This window comes from Tautonia plasticadhaerens (assembly GCF_007752535.1).
Classification (GTDB): domain Bacteria; phylum Planctomycetota; class Planctomycetia; order Isosphaerales; family Isosphaeraceae; genus Tautonia; species Tautonia plasticadhaerens.
Genome location: NZ_CP036426.1, coordinates 201,316 through 219,778 on the forward strand (window position 1 = coordinate 201,316; position 18,463 = coordinate 219,778).

Below are 18,463 nucleotides of genomic sequence, written 5' to 3' on the forward strand. Positions count from 1 at the left end.
TGACCGATCGTTCGGCGACGCCCCGGGGGTTTCCGATCACGGCGTCGATCCGGCCCGGGGCCCTCCGGATCGGCGACGGGGTCCATCGAGACGCGATTCAATCGGCCTTCGAGACGTCCGGCGGCGTCCACGAGCCGTCCTCCGCCGTGAAAGGATAGAGCGCGTCCTGGGGCCGATTGGCGCCGAGGCCGATCGCCGTGACGAAGGCCCACTGGGGGTAATTGGTGCCGTGAAGGCCGGCCTTCGCCGAGAAGTTCCGGCCGTTGACCTCGGCGGTCCCCCCCCCGCCGGGCCCCGTGATCGCGTCGGGCTGGGCACCTGTTCCGGCCGTCCGGGAGCCGGGGACCTGGAACACGTCGGTCCAGCCGCCGAGCATCGGTTTCAGGAAATCGCGGGCCCCGGCGTCGGGGACGCGGGGGGCGTGCGGGCCGTCGGAGGGGTCGAGCCAGGCGAGCGGAGCGGGCGTGTCGGCGTTCGGCGCCGTGACCGCCGTGTCCTCCGGCGTCGGGCAGGCCCGGAGGTGGGCGAACCGGCCCATCGGGGCGTCACTCCCGGTCGGGGAGGCGACGTTAGTCATCACCCGTCGCGTGAGCTCCATGGTCACCCGCGGGTCGCCGTAGATGTCGGGCGCCGTCCCGATCCGGTGGGCCTCCTCGGGGGAGATCGGGCCCCGGCCCTGGGCGGCCGTCGCGGCGGGGGGCATCGCGGTGAGCGAGCAGATCGAGGTCGATTGGAGGGCACTCACGGGCGATTTCCTTGAACCGGGTGGTCGGTCGTGTGGGCCGGCGCCCGGGGCCGAGGCGGGGCTCATCGCGAGGGCGCCGGGCCGTCGGGGACGCCGTCGGACGCGCCGGGGGGATCCATCGGTCGGGGGCGGCCCGCCGGGACCTGCTCGTTCGAGAGGATGATGGGCCGGTCGAGGAGGCCGCCGGGCCGAGCATGGGCGACCAGCAGGGCTTCGACGCGACGCCGAAGCTCGTCGTCGGGCCCGCACTCGCGGTCGAGCGCGGCGGCGCGACCCCTCGGTGAGGGATGGTCGAGCGCCATCAGGAAGACGGCCTGGACGCGCGCCGGGTCGGGGGTCATGGGGTGGTCCTCGCATCGCGTGCCACCTCCAATCCGCCGTCCGCCCGCGTCGCTGTCGAAGAAAAACCGGGATCGGTGGAAATCGGCCGGGAGCGACCCCGGCGGGATGGGGACGGGCGGGGTGGGGCATGGTGGGTCCTCGGGCGGCGGCTCAGGGGGAGGCCATCGCCTCGATCGTCCGCCCTCGGGACCCTCGCCAGCGTTCGAGCCACTCGTCCGCCGACAGGTTGACCGTCCCTCCCCCGTCGTGAAGCCGTTGGCCGGAGAGGAGTTCGGCCTGGTGGCAGAGGGCGACCGGGTCGACCGCGTCGCCGGGCGCGAGTCCGGAGAGGTCGATCACGGCCAGGGCGCCCAGGAACCCGCCGACCACCGCGTGGCGGCCGTCCGGGGCGGCGACGATGCTCATCGGGTTGCCGTCGAGCCGGAGGGGGGGCATGAGGGGCTTGCCCGAGCGCCAGTCCCAGGCCCGGGCCGTGGCGTCGTTCCCCACCGAGAGCACCAGGCGCCCGTCGGGAGAGAAGACGGCCTCGACGGCGTCCTTCTCGTGCTCGAACGGGGGGCAGGCGAGCCGGCCGGCCTCCCAGTCCCAGACCCGGACCTCGCGGTCCCGGCAGGCGGTCGCCAGCAGCCTCCCGTCGGGGCTGAACGCGGCGGAATAGACGATGTCCGGGTGCTCGGGAAGCTCGGCCACGGTTGCCCCGGTCTCGACGTCCCGGACCCGGACCGAGCCGTCGTAGGACGCGGTCGCGAGGAGGAGGCCGTCCGGGGAGAATCGCACGTCGTGGCACTTGTCCTCGTGGCTGATGGGGGCGAACCGGGGCCGGCCCGAGTCGGCCTCCCAGGCGCGGAGGTCGTTGCCCATGCCCCAGGTCAGGATCGATCGGCCGTCGGGGCTGTAGCGGGCCTCGCCGTTGTTGACCCAGTGGTGCGCGGGCTCGGGCTCGTGGGCCTGCCATCGGCGGACCTCCCGGCCGTCGGCCGGGTCGAAGACGAGCAGCTCGCCGCCGCCGCAGAGCACGGCGAGGCGCCGGCCGTCGGGGCGGTAGGCCAGGCTCCGGGGCTCGGAGGGCAGCCCCGACCGCCATCGCCGGCGGCCGGTCGACCAGTCCCAGCAGGAAGCCGAGGGGCCCTCCCCCGGGCCGCCGGCCCCCGAGCCGAGGACGGCGACCGACCGCCCGTCGGGCGAGAAGGCCGCGTCGATCACGACACCCCCGGCGGGGAAGCCCGGCCCCGCGGGCCGGCCGGTCGAGATGCGGTAGGCGCGGACGCTCCGGAGCCCCCGGTCCGGCTCGAACGAGACCCCGGTCGGGATCGCGAGGGTGCCGTCGGGGCTGATCGAGACGAACGACGCCGGGTTGTCCAGCGGGAGCCGGGCCTTGGGCGCCGCCTGCCGCGGCAGTCCCCAGAGGCGGATGAGGTCGCCGTCCTGGGTGGCGATCGCCCGCCCCCCCGGGGCGAACGCGACGAGCTGGACGGCGCGGTGCAGGTCCAGGGGCCGGGCCAGGGGCGTGCCGTCGGGGACGGACCAGAGACGGGCCGTGTTGTCGGTCGAGCCGGTCAGGAGCGTCCGGCCGTCGGGGCTGAAGCAGACGCCCGAGATCGTGTTCTCGTGCTCCAGGATCGGCCCGACCGGCTCGCCCGAGGAGAGCTCGAACACCCGGACATTGGCCGGGAGCATGTGCCCGAAGGCCGCGACGTATCGGCCGTCCGGGCTCGCCTCGACCCCGGCGATCCTCCCCGACAGCTCGGGGGATTCGAGCGTCCGGGTCACCTCGCCCGTCGCGGTCGACCGCCAGGTCAGGTCGCCTTCCCCTCCCCAGGTGATCAGCCCCCGGCCGCCGTCGACGAACATCGGGGGGGCGAAGAAGAGGCGGTCCCAGGGGCCTCGCGAGCCCGCCTGGAGGTGCCGCACCGGCGGCCAGGTCGGTTCGCCGTCCTCCTTGGGGAGGGCGAAGAGGCGGGCCTGCTGGTCGAGGCAGCCGGTGGCCAGCGAGCGGCCCTCCGGGTGGATCGCCAGCGTCGTGACCGCCTCGGGATGTTCGAGGGCCGGCGAGGCGAACGCGCCGGCTCGGACGTCCCAGACCCGGGCGACGTTGCCGCCGGCGATCGCCAGCAGCCGGCCGCCGTCGCCGAATTCCAGCAGCCGGATCCGGCCGGGGAACGGGATGCGGGTCGGCGGCCCTCCATCGGGAAACGGGCGGAGGACCACCCCCCCCTGCTCGTCTTCTCCTGCGAAGGCAATCCGGGAACCGTCGGGGCTCCAGGAGGCCGCCGTCGCCGAGTCCGGCCCGCCCGGGAACGGGATGGGCCGCTCGCGATCGAGGTCCCAGAGGGAATGCTCGGCATCCCGCGTCGAGCCGCCGATCACGGTCTTCGAGAGCAGGAAGTGCCCGCCCGGGTGGAAGCGGAGGCCCCCGGGCCAGGCCCCGTCGGCGACCACGGCCCGGAGCGGCCGGATCGCCCGATCGCCCCAGGTTCGGGACCGGATCGCGTTGCTCGACCGGCGGTCGGGATCGGCCTCCGCCTTCCGGGCGGCGTTGGCGAACCAGAGGGCCGCCCGGCCATAGTCGCCCTGGTCCCCGGCCGCGATGCCGCTGGCGGCGTACAGCTCGACGAGCGAGGCCTCGGCCTGGCGTCGGGCGTCGGCCTCGGCCGTCGCCCGGGTCGCGGCCAGGTCCCGGGCCCGGACCGCCTCTTGCCACTGCCAGAGCACGCCGATCAGGCCGAGGGCGGCGACCAGGACGACGGCCGCCGTCAAGGCGGCCGGCGACGGGTGCCGACGGCACCATCGCCAGGCCCGCTCCGCCGCCGAGACCCGACGGGCCACGATCGGCTCCCCCGCCAGGAATCGGGACAGGTCGTCGGCCAACGCCCCGGCCGACTCGTATCGCCGTGCCGGATCCTTCTGCAGGCACTTCAGGGCGATCGTCTCCAGGTCCCTCGGGACCCCGGGCACCAGCCGAGACGGCGGGATCGGCTCGACCGACCGGGTCTGTTCGAGCGTCTCTAGCAGGGTCGCCCCCTTGAACGGGGGCCGGCCGGTCAGCAGTTCGTAGAGGACGGCCCCCAGCGAATAGACGTCGGCCTTCGGGCCGCTGTGCCTGGTCTTGCCCTCGGCCTGCTCGGGGGCCATGTAGCTGGGGGAGCCCATGATCGCCTCGGTCGCCGTCAGGCCCGAGTCGACGCCCAGCGCCTTGGCCAGGCCGAAGTCCGAGAGCTTCGGCGAGCCGTCGGCCGCGATCAAGATGTTGGCCGGCTTGATGTCCCGGTGCACGACCTCCCGGCGGTGGGCCTCCGCGACGGCCCTGCCCAGCGGCTCGACCAGCCCGGCCGCCCGTCGGGCCTCCCAGGGGGTGCCGTCGAGCACGCGATCCAGCCCGCCGCCCTCGACGTACTCCAGCTCCAGGAAGGTCAGGCCGTCCCACTCGCCGACGTGGTAGATCTGGACGATGTTCGGGTGGTGGAGCCGGGCGATCGACTGGGCCTCGACCAGGAACCGGGCGGCGGCCTCCGGCCTCGCGTGGACGCCCCCGAGGATCATCTTCAACACGCAGGGGCGGTCCAGCACCACCTGGCGGGCCTTGTAGACCACCCCCATCCCCCCGCGTCCCAGCTCCCCCTGGACCTCGTAGCCGTCGACGACCGCCGCCGGGCGAACGGCCTCCTCCCGCCGTGCGGGCCGGCCGAGGATGCGGTCGAGGTCGAACTCGGGCTCGGATCGGCGGCCCTCGGCCGGTGCCGGGGCCGACGGCCTGGCCGTCGTCTCGTCCCCCGCGTACCAGGACCCCGAGCCGAGCGGCCCGGGGCCCGGGACGGCCTCGTCGGCGATCGGCCGGTCGAGCCGCGCATCGGGTCGGTGGTGGGCCCTCAGCAGCGCCTCGACCCGCCCCTTCAGCTCCGAGTCCGCGCCGCAAGCCCGGTCCAGGGCGTCGGGATACCCCTCGGGGTCGGGAAGCTCGACGACCTCGAGGAACACGCGCTGCACTCGGCTCGGGTCCAGGGGCATGAGGCGGCTCTCGCCGGGTTGGGATCGATCGTCGGGCGGTCCGGCGGCCGGGTTCAATCGCCGAGGTCGTCGCGGAGCCAGGCCCGGGCGTAGGTCCACTTCTTGCGGGCGAGGTAGACGGTGATCCCGAGCCCGGCGGCGACCTCCTCGTGCCCGAGCCCGGCGAACTGCCGAAGCTCGACCACCTTGGCCGCGACCGGGTCCTCGCCCGCCAGCCGGTCCAGGGCGTCGTCCAGCGCCAGCAACTGCTCGTCGGGGTCCGGACCGGGCGGGTCGTCGAGGTCGACCCGATGGAGCCCGCCGCCACGCTTCAGCCGGCGCTTGGCCCGGGCACGGTCGACCAGGATCCGCCGCATGGCCTCGGCCGCGGCGGCGAAGAAGTGGCCCCGGCCGTCCCAGAGGGGACCCGGGCCGTCCCCGACCAGCCGCAGGTAGGCCTCGTGCACCAGGGCCGTCGCCTGGAGCGACTGGCCCGGGGGGACGTGGGACAGCCGCCTCGCCGCCAGCCGACGCAGCTCGTCGTAGACCAGCGGCAGCAGGTCGCTCGCCGCGAGGGGCGCCTCCGAGGCCCGGGGATTCAGCGTCGCCGGTGCGTCGCCGTGTCGGTGTTCCATGGGAACCCACTCCGCACCGAATCGCGATCGGGAGGGCCGACGTTTCGCATGCCCGGGAGCTGCCCGGCCGGCCCGTGCGCCTCGGGCATTCCCGATTCCGGTTCACCATCCTACACCCCACCTCCTCCACCCGCATAGGCTCAAGAATTCTTGATGGGACGGGGCCATCCCCCCCCGACCGCCGGATGGATCGTCGATGGCCTTCGCCTTCGATGTCCTGAGGCCGCGGGGAATGCCCGGACTTCGGGCCGTCCCGGCGAGCGCGCAGGCGCCGCCCCGGGCGTCGGAGACCATGGATTGAAGCGACCCCGGGGGTCCCGACCGGTCGCCTCGGTGTCGGCACCCCCGGCGGTGGGCCCACCTCGAACACGGAAACCGGAGCCCCCGATCATGTCCCGAATCCTGTTCGCCCTCACCCTGGCGATCGTCGCCGCGGCCTCCTCCCCGGCGGCCGGTCGGGAGGAACCCCTCCCGTCCTGGGTCGACGGCCCGACGAAGCGGGCGATCCTCGAATTCGTCGGCCGGGTCTCGGACGAGGCCGGGCCCGGCTTCGTCCCCGTCGCCGACCGGATCGCCGTCTTCGACAACGACGGCACCCTCTGGTGCGAGCAGCCGGTCTACGTCCAGGCCGTCTTCATCCGGGACCGGGTCCGGGCCCTGGCCGAGCGGCACCCGGGATGGCGGGAGACGCCGCCCTACTCGGCCGTGCTGGACGGCGACCGGGACGCCCTCGCCGCCCTCGGCGAGAAGGGGGTCGCCGAACTCGTCTCGGCGACCCACGCGGGAATGACCGTCGAGGAGTTCCGCCGGATCGCCGAGGACTGGATCGCCTTGGCCGAGCACCCCCGGTTCGACCGGCCCTACACGGGGTGCGTCTACCAGCCCATGCTCGAACTGCTGGGATATCTGCGCTCGCACGGGTTCAAGACGTTCATCGTCTCGGGGGGCGGGGTCGAGTTCATGAGGCCCTGGACCGGCCCGGTCTACGGCATCCCCCCCGAGCAGGTGGTCGGCAGCACGATCCGGACCGCCTACCGGGAGGTCGACGGCCGGGCCGAGCTGGTCCGGCTGCCGGAGATCGACTTCATCGACGACAAGGCCGGCAAGCCCGTCGGCATCGGCCGGCACATCGGCCGGCGGCCGATCGCCGCCTTCGGCAACTCCGACGGCGACTACGAGATGCTCCGCTACGCCACCGAGGGGCCCGGCCCCCGACTCGGCCTGATCGTCCACCACACCGACGCCGATCGGGAGTACGCCTACGACCGGGACTCCCCGGTCGGCCGGCTGGACCGGGCGCTCGACGAGGCCGCCGACCGCGGCTGGGTCGTGGCCGACATGGCCCGGGACTGGGCCCGGGTCTTCCCGCCCCCCTCCTCGGCCGACGCCCGGCCCCCCGGGGAGGCCGGGGTGCCGGCGACGCCGACCGGGCCGATCCGGCCCGAGATGCCCTGAGCCGCACGGCCGGGGCGACCCGGCCTCAACCCCCGTCGTCGCCGGTGGGCACCGGCCGTGAGGCCCGACGACGCCGGCGACGGCGACAGGCGGACATCACCCCCAAGGGCACGGTCCCGATCGCGACCAGGGCCAGGCTCGTCGGCTCCGGGATCGGCGCGACGGCCAGGCCGTAGGTCGGCCCGAACCCCGAACCGAGGGCCCCCAGGAACGTCGCCTCGGCGGTCGTCAGGTCGATCGTGTACAGGCCGGCCACCCCGTCGACCGTTAGCAGCGCCCGGGCGGTGTTGACCCCGACTGCCGTCGACTCGATGTCGAAGCCGACGAACTCGTCGAAGTCCAATACCGAGCCGGCGAGCATCAGCTCACCGATCGACTCCAGTCGGCCGGTGTTGTTGTCCAGCGTCGCCAGGACGTCGAGGCCGTAATCGAGGACGTACTGCTGCGTCGTCCCGCCGAAGTTGGAACGGAGGCTGTTGGTGTAGGCGTTCTCGATCACCAGCGGCGTGAACGCCTCGTTCGGATCCCCCGGCACGTAGAACAGGTTTGTGACCGCGTTCGCCGTGCCGGTTTCCGGGTTGTAGACGAGGTTCTGGGTGCTGTCGGTGACGACCCGGAGGCGGTCGATCGTCGGGTTCCAGTCCATCCCGAGGAAGAAGGTGTTCGTGGTGGCGCCGACGTCCGGGGCCGTCGCCAGGGTGAGCGCGGCGGTGCTCAGGTCGACGGTGAAGTAGGAGTCGGTGAGGTCCTGGTAGCCGTAGAGCTGGCCGGTCGACGGGCGGAAGTCGATCGAGTCGAGGCCGTCGAGGGGGCCGCCAAAGAAGCCGACCCGGGAGACGTCGCCGGGGTCGTCGGTCGAGTAGCGGAGCAGGGAGAGGCCGCCGTCGCCGATCGAGTAGACCGTCGCCCCCCCGGCCGGGCCCGCCGCCGCGAGGCCGAGCAGGGCGGCGACGATCGGGGTGATAGCTCGCAGGTTCATCGTTCGAGGTCCTCATCAGGAAGGGGATCGCCCCGCCTCGCCCCGGGCGTGGGGCGACGGCGGGCGGCCGGGGCGCACGATCGCCTCCCGGCCGCCAATGCCGGTCTCAGCGGATGGCGCCGTTCATGCCCATCGGGAAGAATCCGCCGGGGGCGGTGTTCGCGTTCAGGTAGACGATGTTCAGGACCTGCTGGGCCGACCGGCTGAAGGCGATCGAGTTCTCGTCGGCCGGCACGATGTTGAGCTCGCCGTCCTCGACGATCCCCTGGTCCAGGTCGGCCGCACCGTCGGCGGCGTCCCTCAGGTCGGAGATCGCCTGGACGATGCCGGCGATGCCCAGGCCGGGGGCGTCGGCGTCCATCGCGGCGAGCACCGTGCGGACCTCCCCCGCGTGGTAGGCCTCGACGGCGAGGATGCCCGCCGCGGCCTCCAGGAAGTCCCGGTTGGCCAGCAGCCGGGCGGCCCCCTTGTAGGCGGTCACGCCGACGTCCTCGAAGATGAACGCCCCGAGCAGGAAGTTCAGCTCGCTGGCGAACGGGTCGAAGCCCGAGCCGAGCCCGGCGGCCTCCGCCGCGGCGGCGAAGCTGCCCATCAGGTCGATCGCCGGCCGGGCGACCGCGTTGGCACCGAGCGCCGCCCGGAGGAACCGGACGTGGTTCTGCTCGTCCAGGGCGATCTCGTTGGCGTACTGCTCGATCAGGCCCCCCGAGGTGAACGGCACCCGGGGATTCGGCTTCACGGTCACCGGCCCGGGGTTGCCCGCCCCGGTGCTGACCCCGGTGACGCCGATGCCCAGGTCGGCGATGCTCACCCCGGCGGTCGCGTAGGTGTAGTATTCGGCTTCCAGGTACTCCAGGTTCAGCGCGAAGTTCAGCACGGGCACGTCCAGCCCGCCGCGCTGGGCGTGGGCGTTCCGGCCCGTCAACGCCCCGCCGGCCAGGCCGATCGAGGCGAGCCCGAGCCCCTGGAGGATGCGGCGACGGTTGCTCGCACTGCGGCCGCCTCGGTCCTGTTCGTTCATTGGTGAGGATCTCGATGGAGGAGGGAGGAGTCGGCCCGGGATCGCCCCGGGCCACGATTGCGGGCCGTTTCGCCGCGATCGATCAGGAGGCCCGCCGGGCCCGGCGACGGCGGGCCGAGGCGTGCAGCGTGGTGCCGCCGTTGCCCAGGACGTACCCGATCGGCCCGGCCGGGGCGGAGGCCGGCGCGGCGAGGCCGATCAGGGCGATCCTCGCGTAGGAGCGGGTCTTCGAGGGATGCCTCTCCGGTTGGGTGGGGCCGGCGCGCACGATCTACGCGGGGGCGGGTGCCCGGCACGCAGCACGAGGCGCGTCGGGGGGTATTCGGGGAGGTCCGGGCCGGGGTGGCAGGGCGCCCCGCCGCGTCACCCGGGGACTTCGGGCGGCGAACCGGCCTCCCGAGGGGATCGGCCCGAGGGGGCGGATTCGGCCCCTCGGACTCGTACTCCCCGGCCCCCCGGCCCCGGGTTCACCTTTTTTCCCGGGGGGAGGCCGCCAGCCGGCGGCTCGACTCGCCGAGGCGGGGGAGCGGGGCCGGGTCAGCGGCACTCGACGTTCAGCACGTCGGTGAGATTGGGGGGGAGCGCCGCGAACGACTCGAACTCGGCCGCCCGGGCCTGGGCCCTGAGGGCGACCCCCAGGGTCGTCACGACGGCGGTCGCCAGCAGGACCGCCAGCGGGCCGAGCCACCGGGGCGGGCGTCGGGCGTGCTCGAAAGCCCGGGCCAGCTCGGCCGGCCGCGAGGCCCCGGCCGACAGGAGCCCCCGGGCGTCGTCGAGCATCGCGCCGACCGTCTTCTCCAGCAGATCCCCGGGCACGGCCGCGGAAGCCCGCCGGCCGGGCCAGGCCAGCAGGAGGAGCAAGGCCGGGGCGATCCCCCGACGGGCCAGACGGCCCCGGAGCCGCCTCCGACCCCGGACCAGCCGGGTCTTCAGCGTGCCGAGCGGCCAGTCCAGCCGACGGGCCGCCTCCTCGTGGCTGCAACCCCCGAGGTAGCACAGCTCGATCGGCTCCCGGTACGACCTAGGCAGCCGGGCCAGCTCCTCGCGCACGACCCGCTCCGAGTCGTCCCAGGCTCGCCCGGGTTCCCAGCAGGCCGGGGACATCGCCGCAATCCTCCGCTCGTGGTCCCGACGCCGGGCCGCATCCCTCCTCGCCCGGGCGGCGACCCTGAGGGCGACCCCATAGAGCCAGTTTCCCAGGGTCTCCGGGTCTCGGATCGTCGGCGCCTTGCGGACGAGGACGAGGAAGGTGGCCTGGAACGCGTCTTCGACCTCGTCCGGGTCGCCTAGGATCCGGCGGCAGGCGCGGAGGACCGCCGGGCCGTGCCGGGCCACCAGATCTCGGAAGGCCGCCTCGCTCCGCTCGGAAACGAATTCGCCGAGGAGTTGATGATCGGTCATTGGGGATCGCCGTCGCGTTCGATCGGCCGGGGCCCCGGCCGCTGCCTGTCGGGGCCGACTGCGCGCCGTGGTCGGGATGTTTGGTCGAAGTCTCGCCGAGTTACTGCACGATCCGGGCCCCCGGGGTTCAAATTCTCGCCCCAGGTCGGATTTCCCGGGACGGCCCTCGGGAGGTCCCGGCCCCCCCTCCCCCGGATCCGCCCGGGACGGGGGCGCCCCGGTCGACGCCCCGATTAGAATACGGAAGCATGGAAGGCGATCGTCGTGGTCAATTGAGCACGAGTGCCCCCGTCACCACGAGCCCGGGCAGGAGTGCCCGGCCCGGTCGGGGGTGTCCCAGGCCCAGGTCGACGCGATGTTCGAGGCGACTCAACTCGGGAGTTCGGCAACCGGCGGCTCCCGGGCCGGCGTCGCGATCCGGGCGGTGGTGGTCTCGGCCCTGCTTGGCCTGGCCGTCCCGATCGGCTGCGGCGACGGGGGGGGCCGACGTCCGGTCTCGGGTCGGGTCTCGCTGGACTCCGAGCCGCTGGCCGAGGGGTTCGTCCTCTTCGAGCCTGCCCCGGGTCAGGAGGGCGGCCTGGCCGTCGGCGGGTCGATCCGCTCCGGTCGATTCGCCATCCCGGGCCGCGATGGGCCGACCCCCGGCTCCTACTCGGTCCGGATTTACGCCAGTTCCGGCGTCCAGGCGTCCCCGGCACCGGGGGAGTCTCCTCGATCGCCCCGGCCGATGATCGACCTGATCCCCGGGCGCTACAATGAGCGGACCGAGCTGGCCGCGACGGTCACGCCCGACGGGCCCAACGAGTACCGCTTCGAGCTGATCGGCGAACCGGCCCCCCCGTCCCCCGAGGGCGAATGAGCTCCTCCCCTCCCCCCCCCCTCCCCTCACCTCCCTCGGGCCTCCCCCGAGCGAGTCCTCCGATCGAGGCCGATCCCATGCCGAGGCGTCCTGTCGGCTTCACGATCATCGAGCTGCTGGTGGTCGTCGCGATCGTCGGCGTGCTGGTCGCGCTCCTGTTGCCCGCCGTGCAGGGCGCCCGGGAGGCGGCCCGGCGGGTGCAGTGCACCAACAACCTGAAGCAGATCGCCCTGGCGATGCACCACTACCACGACGTCCACCGCTGCTTCCCCCCGGGGAAGAAGGGCTGCTGCTGGGGGACCTGGCTGGTCTACGTCCTGCCCCACCTGGAGCGGCCCGCCCTCTATGACTCCTGGAACGCCGACGGCAGCAACCTGCCGGGCGTGCCGTCCGAGCACGACGACCCGCTCCGATATTTCGGCGCGGCCAACCGGACCGTGACCTCGACCTGGATTTCCGCCTACCTCTGCCCCAGCGACGACACCAACGCCCCGATCTCCGAGCGGATGAACGGCGTGACCTACTCCTGCACCTCGCAGAACTACGCCGCGAACTTCGGCAACACGACCCAGTTCCAGGAGGATTTCCGGGGGGACGCCTTCGGCGGCGCCCCGTTCGTCGACATCGGTTCCCCCTACCGGGGCCTGACCCGGACCGACCCCGGTCGTCGGACCGTCGGCCTCAGCGGCCTGGTCGACGGCACCGGCCAGACGCTCCTGCTTTCCGAGGTGGTCGTCGGCCGGGGGAGGGACCTCCGGGGCTTCTCCTGGTGGGGGGACGCCGCCGGCTTCGAGGCCTTCCTCACGCCCAACAGCTCCTTCCCCGACGCCATGTTCAGCCCGTACTACTGCGACCCCTCCCCCCCCAACCCCCCCTGCACCGCCGCCACCACCGCCCTGCCCGACAACTACGGCGCCCGCAGCCGACACCCCAGCGGGGTGAACGCGGCGATGGCCGACGGCTCCGTCCGATTCGTCCGGGACGCGATCGACGCCCTGACCTGGCGGGCCCTCAGCACGACCCGGGGCGCGGAGGTGATCTCGTCGGACTCCTATTGACCCATCCTGCGCCGAGGCCGGCCCTCCCCGCCGCCCGGGTCGATCGATCGATCGGCGAACCGGCTGGTCCCCCCCTCGAACGGACTGGTCGTGGTGGCGGAAATCGCGCCGCGCTCGGTCGGCCGCTACGGGCGGCGGGAGGCCGCGTCGATCGCCGAGGTCAAGGCCGGGCCGATCCGGGAGGGCGGGAGGACTTCGACGGCCGCTCCCAGCTCGACCGCCGCCCGGGGCATACCCCAGACGGTGCAGGTCTCACGGTCCTGGGCGATGGTGTGCCATCCTTGCCCTCGGAGGGCGAGCAGCCCCCGGGCCCCGTCGCGGCCCATCCCGGTCAGGACCACGGCCACCCCCGGCCGGACCCGTCGTGCCGCCAGGCTCTCGAAGAACACGTCGACGCTCGGCCGGTAGGGCAGCGACTCCGGATCGGCAGTGATCGCCAGCCGGCCGCGGTCCTCCAGCGCGACGTGGTCGTCGGTGCCGCTGACCAGGACCGCCCCCGCCTCGGGCCGTTCCCCCCCGACGATCAGCCGGACGGGGAGCCGAGAATGCCCCTCCAGCCACTTCGTCAGCCCCGGCGCGAAGGAGGCGTCGATGTGCTGGATGACCACGACGGCCGCCCCCCAGCCGGCCGGCAGCGCCTCCAGGATCTCGGCGAGCGCCTTCGGCCCGCCGGTCGAGGACCCGATGACGACCATCGGCGGCAGGTCGTCGATCGGCGACGCGGGGCGGGACGCCGGGGCGGGCCCCTCCGTGGGCCGGGGGGGCGGGGCGCGATCCGCCGTCGGGCGGGCCGCCAGCAGGGCGAGCTGCGAGAGTTTCCGGGCCAGGTCCTCCCCGCCGGTCGCGACGCCGCCGGGGCCCAGCGCCGGCGTGTTCACGGCGTCCAGGGCGCCGTGCCCCATCGCCTCGTAGACGCGGTCCATGTTCCCGCTGACCGTCGCCGTCACGACCAGGATCGGGCACGGGCTGCCGATCATGATCCGGCGGGTCGCCTCGACCCCGTCCATCCGGGGCATGATGAGGTCCATCAGCAGGGCGTCGGGCCGGTCGGCGGCCGCGCGGTCGACGGCCTCGGCCCCGTCCGCGGCGGTCCAGGCGACCTCCGCGCCGGGGACCGAACGGACGACGCGCCGGAGCGCCTCGGTCGCCAGGGCCGAGTCGTTGACGATCGCCACCCTCACCGCCGCACCGCCTCCCCGATCAGGTCGACGACGGTCGAAATGAACGTCTCGTCGTGGAAGCTCCCCTTGGTCAGGTAGGCGTCGGCCCCGGCGTCGAGGCCGCGGAGGCGGTCTTCCGCCCGGTCCTTGTAGGACACGATGACCACGGGGAGCCCGCGCAGCCGAGGGTCGTCGCGGACGAGTCGGACCAGCCCGATCCCGTCCAGCCTCGGCATGTCCACGTCGCTGACCACCAGATCATACCGCCCCTGCCGCAGGGCATTCCACCCGTCCATGCCGTCGACCGCCGTGTCCACCTCGTACCCGTGGTTGGCCAGCAGCTGGCGTTCCAGCTCCCGGACCGTGATCGAGTCGTCCACCACCAGGATCCGCTTCGGCCCCGGGCCCTCCCCGCCCGCCTCGACCGGCCGGGCATCCGACGCCGCCAGCCGGAACCGATGGCCTTGCAGCCTCGCGTCGATCGACCGGACGAGATCCTCGACGTCCAAAATCAGGACCACCCGGCCGTCGTCCAGGACCGAGGCCCCGGCCACGTCGGGCACCTTGCCCAGCCTCGCGTCCAGCGGCCGGATGTCCAGGTCCCGCTCGCCGATCAGGGCGTCGACCACCATCCCGAAGCGCTGCCCGCGGTCGGCGACCACCACGATCGGGGACCGGCCCCCGGCGACCGGCCATCCCGGGTCCTCTCCCAGGCCCAGCACCAGCGCGGCCGGGACCAGGCCGATCGGCTGGTCGTCGTCCACCCGGATGAACGGCCTGCCCTCCAGCTCCTCCAGCTCGTCGGGGGCGGCGACGACCACGCGATCGAGCCGGTTCAGCGGCACCGCGTACGGCTCCCCGCCGATCCCCACCAGCAGCGCCCGGATCACGGATCGGGTGATCGGCAGCCGGAGGTGGAACTGGGTCCCCTTGCCCGGCGTCGAGGCCGTCTGGAGCATCCCGCCGACCGACTGCACCATGCTCTGCACCACGTCCAACCCCACCCCCCGGCCGGAGAGCTCGGTCACCTCCCCCTTGGTCGAGAAGCCGGGCAGGAACAGGAACTCGAACAGCTCGGCGTCGGTCATCTGCGCCGCCATCGCCGCGCCGGCCAGCCCCCGCTCGACGACCTTGGCCCGGAGCCGCTCGGGGTCGAGGCCCCGGCCGTCGTCCGAGACGGTCAGGTGCAGCATCCCCGCCTGGTGCCTCCCCTCCAGCCGGACCGCCCCCTCGGCCGGCTTGCCGGCGGCGACGCGGTCCTCGGGCGTTTCGAGCCCGTGGTCGAGGGCGTTGCGGATCAGGTGATTGAGCGGCGCCTCGAGCCGGTCGAGGATGTCGCGGTCCACGCCGGTCCGATCGCCCACCACCTCGAAGCGGACCTTCTTGCCCAGCTGACGGGCCACGTCCCGGACCATCCGGGGGAAGCCCCGGACCCCGTCGGCCAGCGGCCGCATCCGGCTCTGGATCACCTCGTGGTGGAGGCGCTCGGACAGCTCCTCGTTCCGACGGGCGTAGCGTTCGAGCGATTCCAGGACGCGGTCCACCTCGGCCAGGCTGCGATCGGCGGCATCCTGCGCGTGCCCCATCGCCTCGAGGCGGGCGAGGTCCTCCCCGGGCCGGTCGGCCCCCCCGGCGTCGCGACGCCGGAGCTTCCGGAGCGATTCGCAGAGCCCCGCGTGGTGCCCCCTCACGGCCATCAGGGCGTCGACCAGCGGCCTGAGCTGCCGCACCTCGACGAGGGACTCGCCGGCCAGCCCCAGCAATTGCGTCAGGCTCCCGGCCGCCACCCTCACCACCGCGTCGGGCGAGGTCGCCGGGGCCGCCTTCCCCGGGGGCGGCCCGACCCCGGGCGTCGCCGTCGGGACGGGGGGAGTCGCATCCCCGGATCCCGGGGGCGACGCGGGTGCGGCCGCCTCGGGCTCGTCCGCCCCGGGGGCGGCGGGCGACGTCGGCCCGGCGTGCGGCGACGCCCGCGGGGTAACCTCCCCGCCCTCGGCGATGGCCCGGAGCGCGGATTCGAGGTCGTCCACCCGTCCCGAGTTCGACCGGTGCCAGTCCTCGAAGCTCGACTCGTCGAGCCCGCCGCACTCCGAGAGCAGGTCGACGGCCCTCAGGCAGGTGTCCACCCCCTCGGGCCGCAGGGTGATGGCGCCGCGTTGTGAGGCGACCATGACGTCCTCGAGGGCGTGGGCGAGGCGCTCGGCGGCGGCGTGCCCGACGATGCGGGCCGCCCCCTTGAGCGAGTGCGCCGCCCGCATCATCGGCTCCAACGCCGACGGGACCGCCCCCTCGAGGTCCAACGCGACCAGCCCCTCCGACAGCGTCTGCACGTAGACCTCCGCCTCCTGGCGGAACAGCTCCAGCAGCGACAGGTCGTCCAGGTACGCCTCGGCCGAATCGGCCCGGGCCGGGGGAGCCGGGGGCTCGGACTCGGGCTCGGCGGGGGGCCCGGCGCGGGGCGTACCCAGGGCCTCGCCCGGAGGAAGGGGAACGGGCGTCGTCGGCGGGCGGCCCTCGGCCACGGCCCGCAGCGAGGCGGCGAGCCGATCCGCCCGATCCGCCTCGGCCTCGGCCCACGCCGGCAGCTCCTCGTTCGAGGTCGAGGCGCACGAGGCCAGCCAGTCGACCGCCTCGAGCCCGGCGTCGACCGCGTGCCCCGCCAGGGTGATGTCGCCGCGTTGTGAGGCGACCATGACGTCCTCGAGGGCGTGGGCGAGGCGCTCGGCGGCGGCGAGCCCGACGATGCGGGCCGCCCCCTTGAGCGAGTGCGCCGCCCGCATCATCGGCTCCAACGCCGACGGGACTGCGTCCCCTTGTTCGATCGCCAGCAGCCCCTTGGACAACGTGTCGACGTATTCGCCCGCCTCCTGGCGGAACAGGTCGAGCAGCGTGAGGTCCAGCCCGCCCCCGTCGCTCATCGGTCGAAGGCCTCCAACGCGTCGAGGAACCGCCCCGAGTCGAGGACCCCCACGGTCCGGTCCCGCCAGCGGAAGGTCGCCTCGCAGTGGCCCTCCGCCCGCTCGACCGTCGACGGGAGCCCCCGGAGCCGGTCGGCAGGGACGACGTGTACGCCGACCACCTCGTCGGCCTCGAAGGCGACCCAGCCGGCCCCCCGGGCCCCCTCCGCCACCACGATCCGCCTCCCCTCCCCCCCGCCCGCGCCCGGCGCCCGGGCGTCGAGCGACAGCAGCCGGGCCAGGTCGACGCAGGGCGTCAGCCGCCCCCGGATGTTCACCAGCCCCCGGAGCAGGCCGCCGACGCGGTGCGGCACGCGGTGGACCGGCCGGGCCTCGACGACCTCGACGAGGATCGGCGTCCGGACCGCCAGCCAGCTGCGACCCAACCGGAAGACCAGCAGCGAGGCGGTGTCGCCGGAATCCTCCGCCTCCGGCTCGGCCAGCACGGCCGCCCACTCGGCCAGGTAGCCCGGCGGGGCGGGCCGGTCGAACAGGCGTCGTGCCTCCTCGGAGAGCCTGCGGGCGTCGGCCCGAAGGCCCCGGTCGTCGTCGGGGTCGTGCCCGTTCATGATCCGACCTCCCGCCGGTCCGCCCGATCGGCCCGGCGTCGGTAGTTCGCGGCGGCGGCCCGGTCCCCCTTCGCCTCGGCCAGCGCCGCCAGCGCCAGCAACGCGTCGACGCGATGGCCGTCCAGGTAGACCGCGCGCCGGAAGGACGCCTCGGCCAGATCCGACCGGCCGGCGCCCTGCGCGATCGCGCCCAGCAGGACGTGCGCCGACGGATCCGACGGCGACCGCGACACCAGGCGACCGGCCATGGCCGTCGCCGCCTCCCAGGCGCCCTGATTGGCCAGCTCGGCCGCGCGTTCGACGGTGTCCGTCGCCCCGGGGGCCTCGCCGGACGCCGTGACCGGGGGCGTGCGGCGACCCGGGGCGGTCGCCGGGCGGGTCGCCCTCGGGCCTCCCGTCGCCGACCGGGCCCCGGGCCGGGGGGCCGGGGCGTCGACCCGCCGCGGCGGACCCGGACGCGGCGGGGGGCCGTCCCCGGCCGGGTCGTCGCGCGATCGGAGGAACGCGAACGTCCCCGGCCTCCCCGTCGCGAGGAAGGCCGGGCCGAGCGGCAGGCCCGCCTCGGCGTGCCCGACGAACAGGGTCCCCCCCGGCGTGACCAGCCTCCCGAACGCCGCCGAGGCCCGGCGCCTCGCCTCGTCGTGGAAGTAGATCAGGAGATTCCGGCAGAACACCACGTCGAAGTCCCCGAACCGGTCCGCCAGCGCGGGGTCGAGGAGATTACCCTGCTGCCAGTCGACGAGGTCTCGGGCGGGAGACGCGACCCGCCACGCCTCCCCGACCCGGTCGAAGTGGCGGTCCCGGACGGCGGCGTCCACGCCCCGGAACGAATGCGACCGGTAGGTCGCGGCCCGGGCGCGGTCCAGTTCCCGGCGGCTGACGTCGACGGCCACCACGCGGAATCGCCCCGGGGGCAGGCCGGAATCCAGGAGGGCGATCACCACCGAGTAGGGCTCCTCACCCCCCGCGCAGGGCAGGCAGAGCGACCGCAACGGCGGCCGGCCCGGGTCGTCCCTCCAGGCCGGGGCGAGGACCATCGCGAGGTGCTCGAATGGGAGCCGGTCGCGGAAGAACCAGCTCTCGGGGACCACCACCTCCTCGATCAGCGCCTGGGGCTCGTCCTCCCGGCCCGACAGCACCCCCGCGTAGGCCCCGGCGGCGAGCCCGAGGGCCTTCCGCCTCGCCGTCACCGCCTGCGCGATCGGCCCCCGGCCCAACGAGTCGGGGTTCAGTCCGATCCGCTCCCCCAGCACCCGCTCGGCGGCGATCAGGTCGGGCTCCGACTCGGGGGCGCCCAT

At 74.4% G+C, this 18,463-nt stretch carries 15 protein-coding genes; 3 read left to right on the top strand and 12 right to left on the bottom strand.

The genetic code is table 11. The annotated features are described in order from the left end of the window. Window positions 1–97 precede the first annotated feature (97 nt). From ElP_RS37480 to ElP_RS00810, 4 genes are all read right to left on the bottom strand, one after another. Entirely contained in the window at window positions 98–745 is a 648-nt protein-coding gene (locus ElP_RS37480; RefSeq protein ID WP_197446618.1) for a DUF1254 domain-containing protein, read from the bottom strand. A 62-nt stretch (window positions 746–807) separates the two neighbouring features. Then, entirely contained in the window at window positions 808–1,086 is a 279-nt protein-coding gene (locus ElP_RS37485; RefSeq protein WP_197446619.1) for a hypothetical protein, read from the bottom strand. Window positions 1,087–1,237: 151 nt separating this feature from the next. Next, entirely contained in the window at window positions 1,238–5,092 is a 3,855-nt protein-coding gene (locus ElP_RS00805; RefSeq protein WP_145266358.1) for a WD40 repeat domain-containing serine/threonine protein kinase, read from the bottom strand. A gap of 53 nt (window positions 5,093–5,145) precedes the next feature. Next, window positions 5,146–5,706 carry an ECF-type sigma factor gene (locus ElP_RS00810; RefSeq protein ID WP_145266359.1) on the bottom strand — a complete coding sequence of 187 codons (561 nt, stop codon included), beginning with the start codon at window positions 5,704–5,706 and terminating at the stop codon, window positions 5,146–5,148. Between the two features lie 390 nt (window positions 5,707–6,096). Between ElP_RS00810 and ElP_RS00815 the strand changes: the two genes are divergently transcribed. After that, window positions 6,097–7,161: an HAD family hydrolase gene (locus tag ElP_RS00815; RefSeq protein ID WP_145266361.1), complete on the top strand. Its 1,065-nt coding sequence runs from the start codon at window positions 6,097–6,099 to the stop codon at window positions 7,159–7,161. Window positions 7,162–7,186: 25 nt separating this feature from the next. On the opposite strand, the gene ElP_RS00820 is transcribed toward ElP_RS00815, so the two are convergent. The 4 genes from ElP_RS00820 to ElP_RS40490 all read right to left on the bottom strand — a co-directional run bounded on the left by ElP_RS00820 (window position 7,187) and on the right by ElP_RS40490 (window position 10,562). Beyond that, complete coding sequence (locus ElP_RS00820; RefSeq protein WP_145266363.1) at window positions 7,187–8,140, bottom strand: DUF4394 domain-containing protein; 954 nt, start codon at window positions 8,138–8,140, stop codon at window positions 7,187–7,189. Window positions 8,141–8,246: 106 nt separating this feature from the next. Then, complete coding sequence (locus ElP_RS00825; RefSeq protein ID WP_145266365.1) at window positions 8,247–9,161, bottom strand: ferritin-like domain-containing protein; 915 nt, start codon at window positions 9,159–9,161, stop codon at window positions 8,247–8,249. 82 nt (window positions 9,162–9,243) lie between these two features. Then, window positions 9,244–9,429 carry a hypothetical protein gene (locus ElP_RS00830; protein ID WP_145266367.1) on the bottom strand — a complete coding sequence of 62 codons (186 nt, stop codon included), beginning with the start codon at window positions 9,427–9,429 and terminating at the stop codon, window positions 9,244–9,246. Between the two features lie 269 nt (window positions 9,430–9,698). Further along, window positions 9,699–10,562, bottom strand: a complete 864-nt coding sequence (locus ElP_RS40490; RefSeq protein ID WP_145266369.1) for an RNA polymerase sigma factor — start codon at window positions 10,560–10,562, stop codon at window positions 9,699–9,701. A 331-nt stretch (window positions 10,563–10,893) separates the two neighbouring features. On the opposite strand from ElP_RS40490, the gene ElP_RS00840 reads away from it, so the two are divergent. Continuing rightward, complete coding sequence (locus ElP_RS00840) at window positions 10,894–11,421, top strand: hypothetical protein (RefSeq protein WP_145266371.1); 528 nt, start codon at window positions 10,894–10,896, stop codon at window positions 11,419–11,421. Window positions 11,422–11,498: 77 nt separating this feature from the next. After that, window positions 11,499–12,479, top strand: a complete 981-nt coding sequence (locus ElP_RS00845) for a DUF1559 domain-containing protein (RefSeq protein WP_145266373.1) — start codon at window positions 11,499–11,501, stop codon at window positions 12,477–12,479. Window positions 12,480–12,604: 125 nt separating this feature from the next. Here the strand turns inward: ElP_RS00845 and cheB are convergent, their stop codons facing one another. From cheB to ElP_RS00865, 4 genes are read right to left on the bottom strand one after another with little or no spacing between them, the layout of a single operon-like run. Then, entirely contained in the window at window positions 12,605–13,660 is a 1,056-nt protein-coding gene (cheB, locus tag ElP_RS00850) for a chemotaxis-specific protein-glutamate methyltransferase CheB (RefSeq protein WP_145266375.1), read from the bottom strand. Continuing rightward, entirely contained in the window at window positions 13,657–16,557 is a 2,901-nt protein-coding gene (locus ElP_RS00855) for a hybrid sensor histidine kinase/response regulator (RefSeq protein WP_145266377.1), read from the bottom strand. The genes cheB and ElP_RS00855 overlap by 4 nt, the downstream gene beginning before the upstream one ends. After that, window positions 16,554–17,165: a chemotaxis protein CheW gene (locus ElP_RS00860; protein ID WP_145266379.1), complete on the bottom strand. Its 612-nt coding sequence runs from the start codon at window positions 17,163–17,165 to the stop codon at window positions 16,554–16,556. The genes ElP_RS00855 and ElP_RS00860 overlap by 4 nt, the downstream gene beginning before the upstream one ends. Then, window positions 17,162–18,463, bottom strand: coding sequence for a CheR family methyltransferase (locus tag ElP_RS00865; protein WP_145266381.1), 1,302 nt, complete (start codon window positions 18,461–18,463; stop codon window positions 17,162–17,164). The genes ElP_RS00860 and ElP_RS00865 overlap by 4 nt, the downstream gene beginning before the upstream one ends.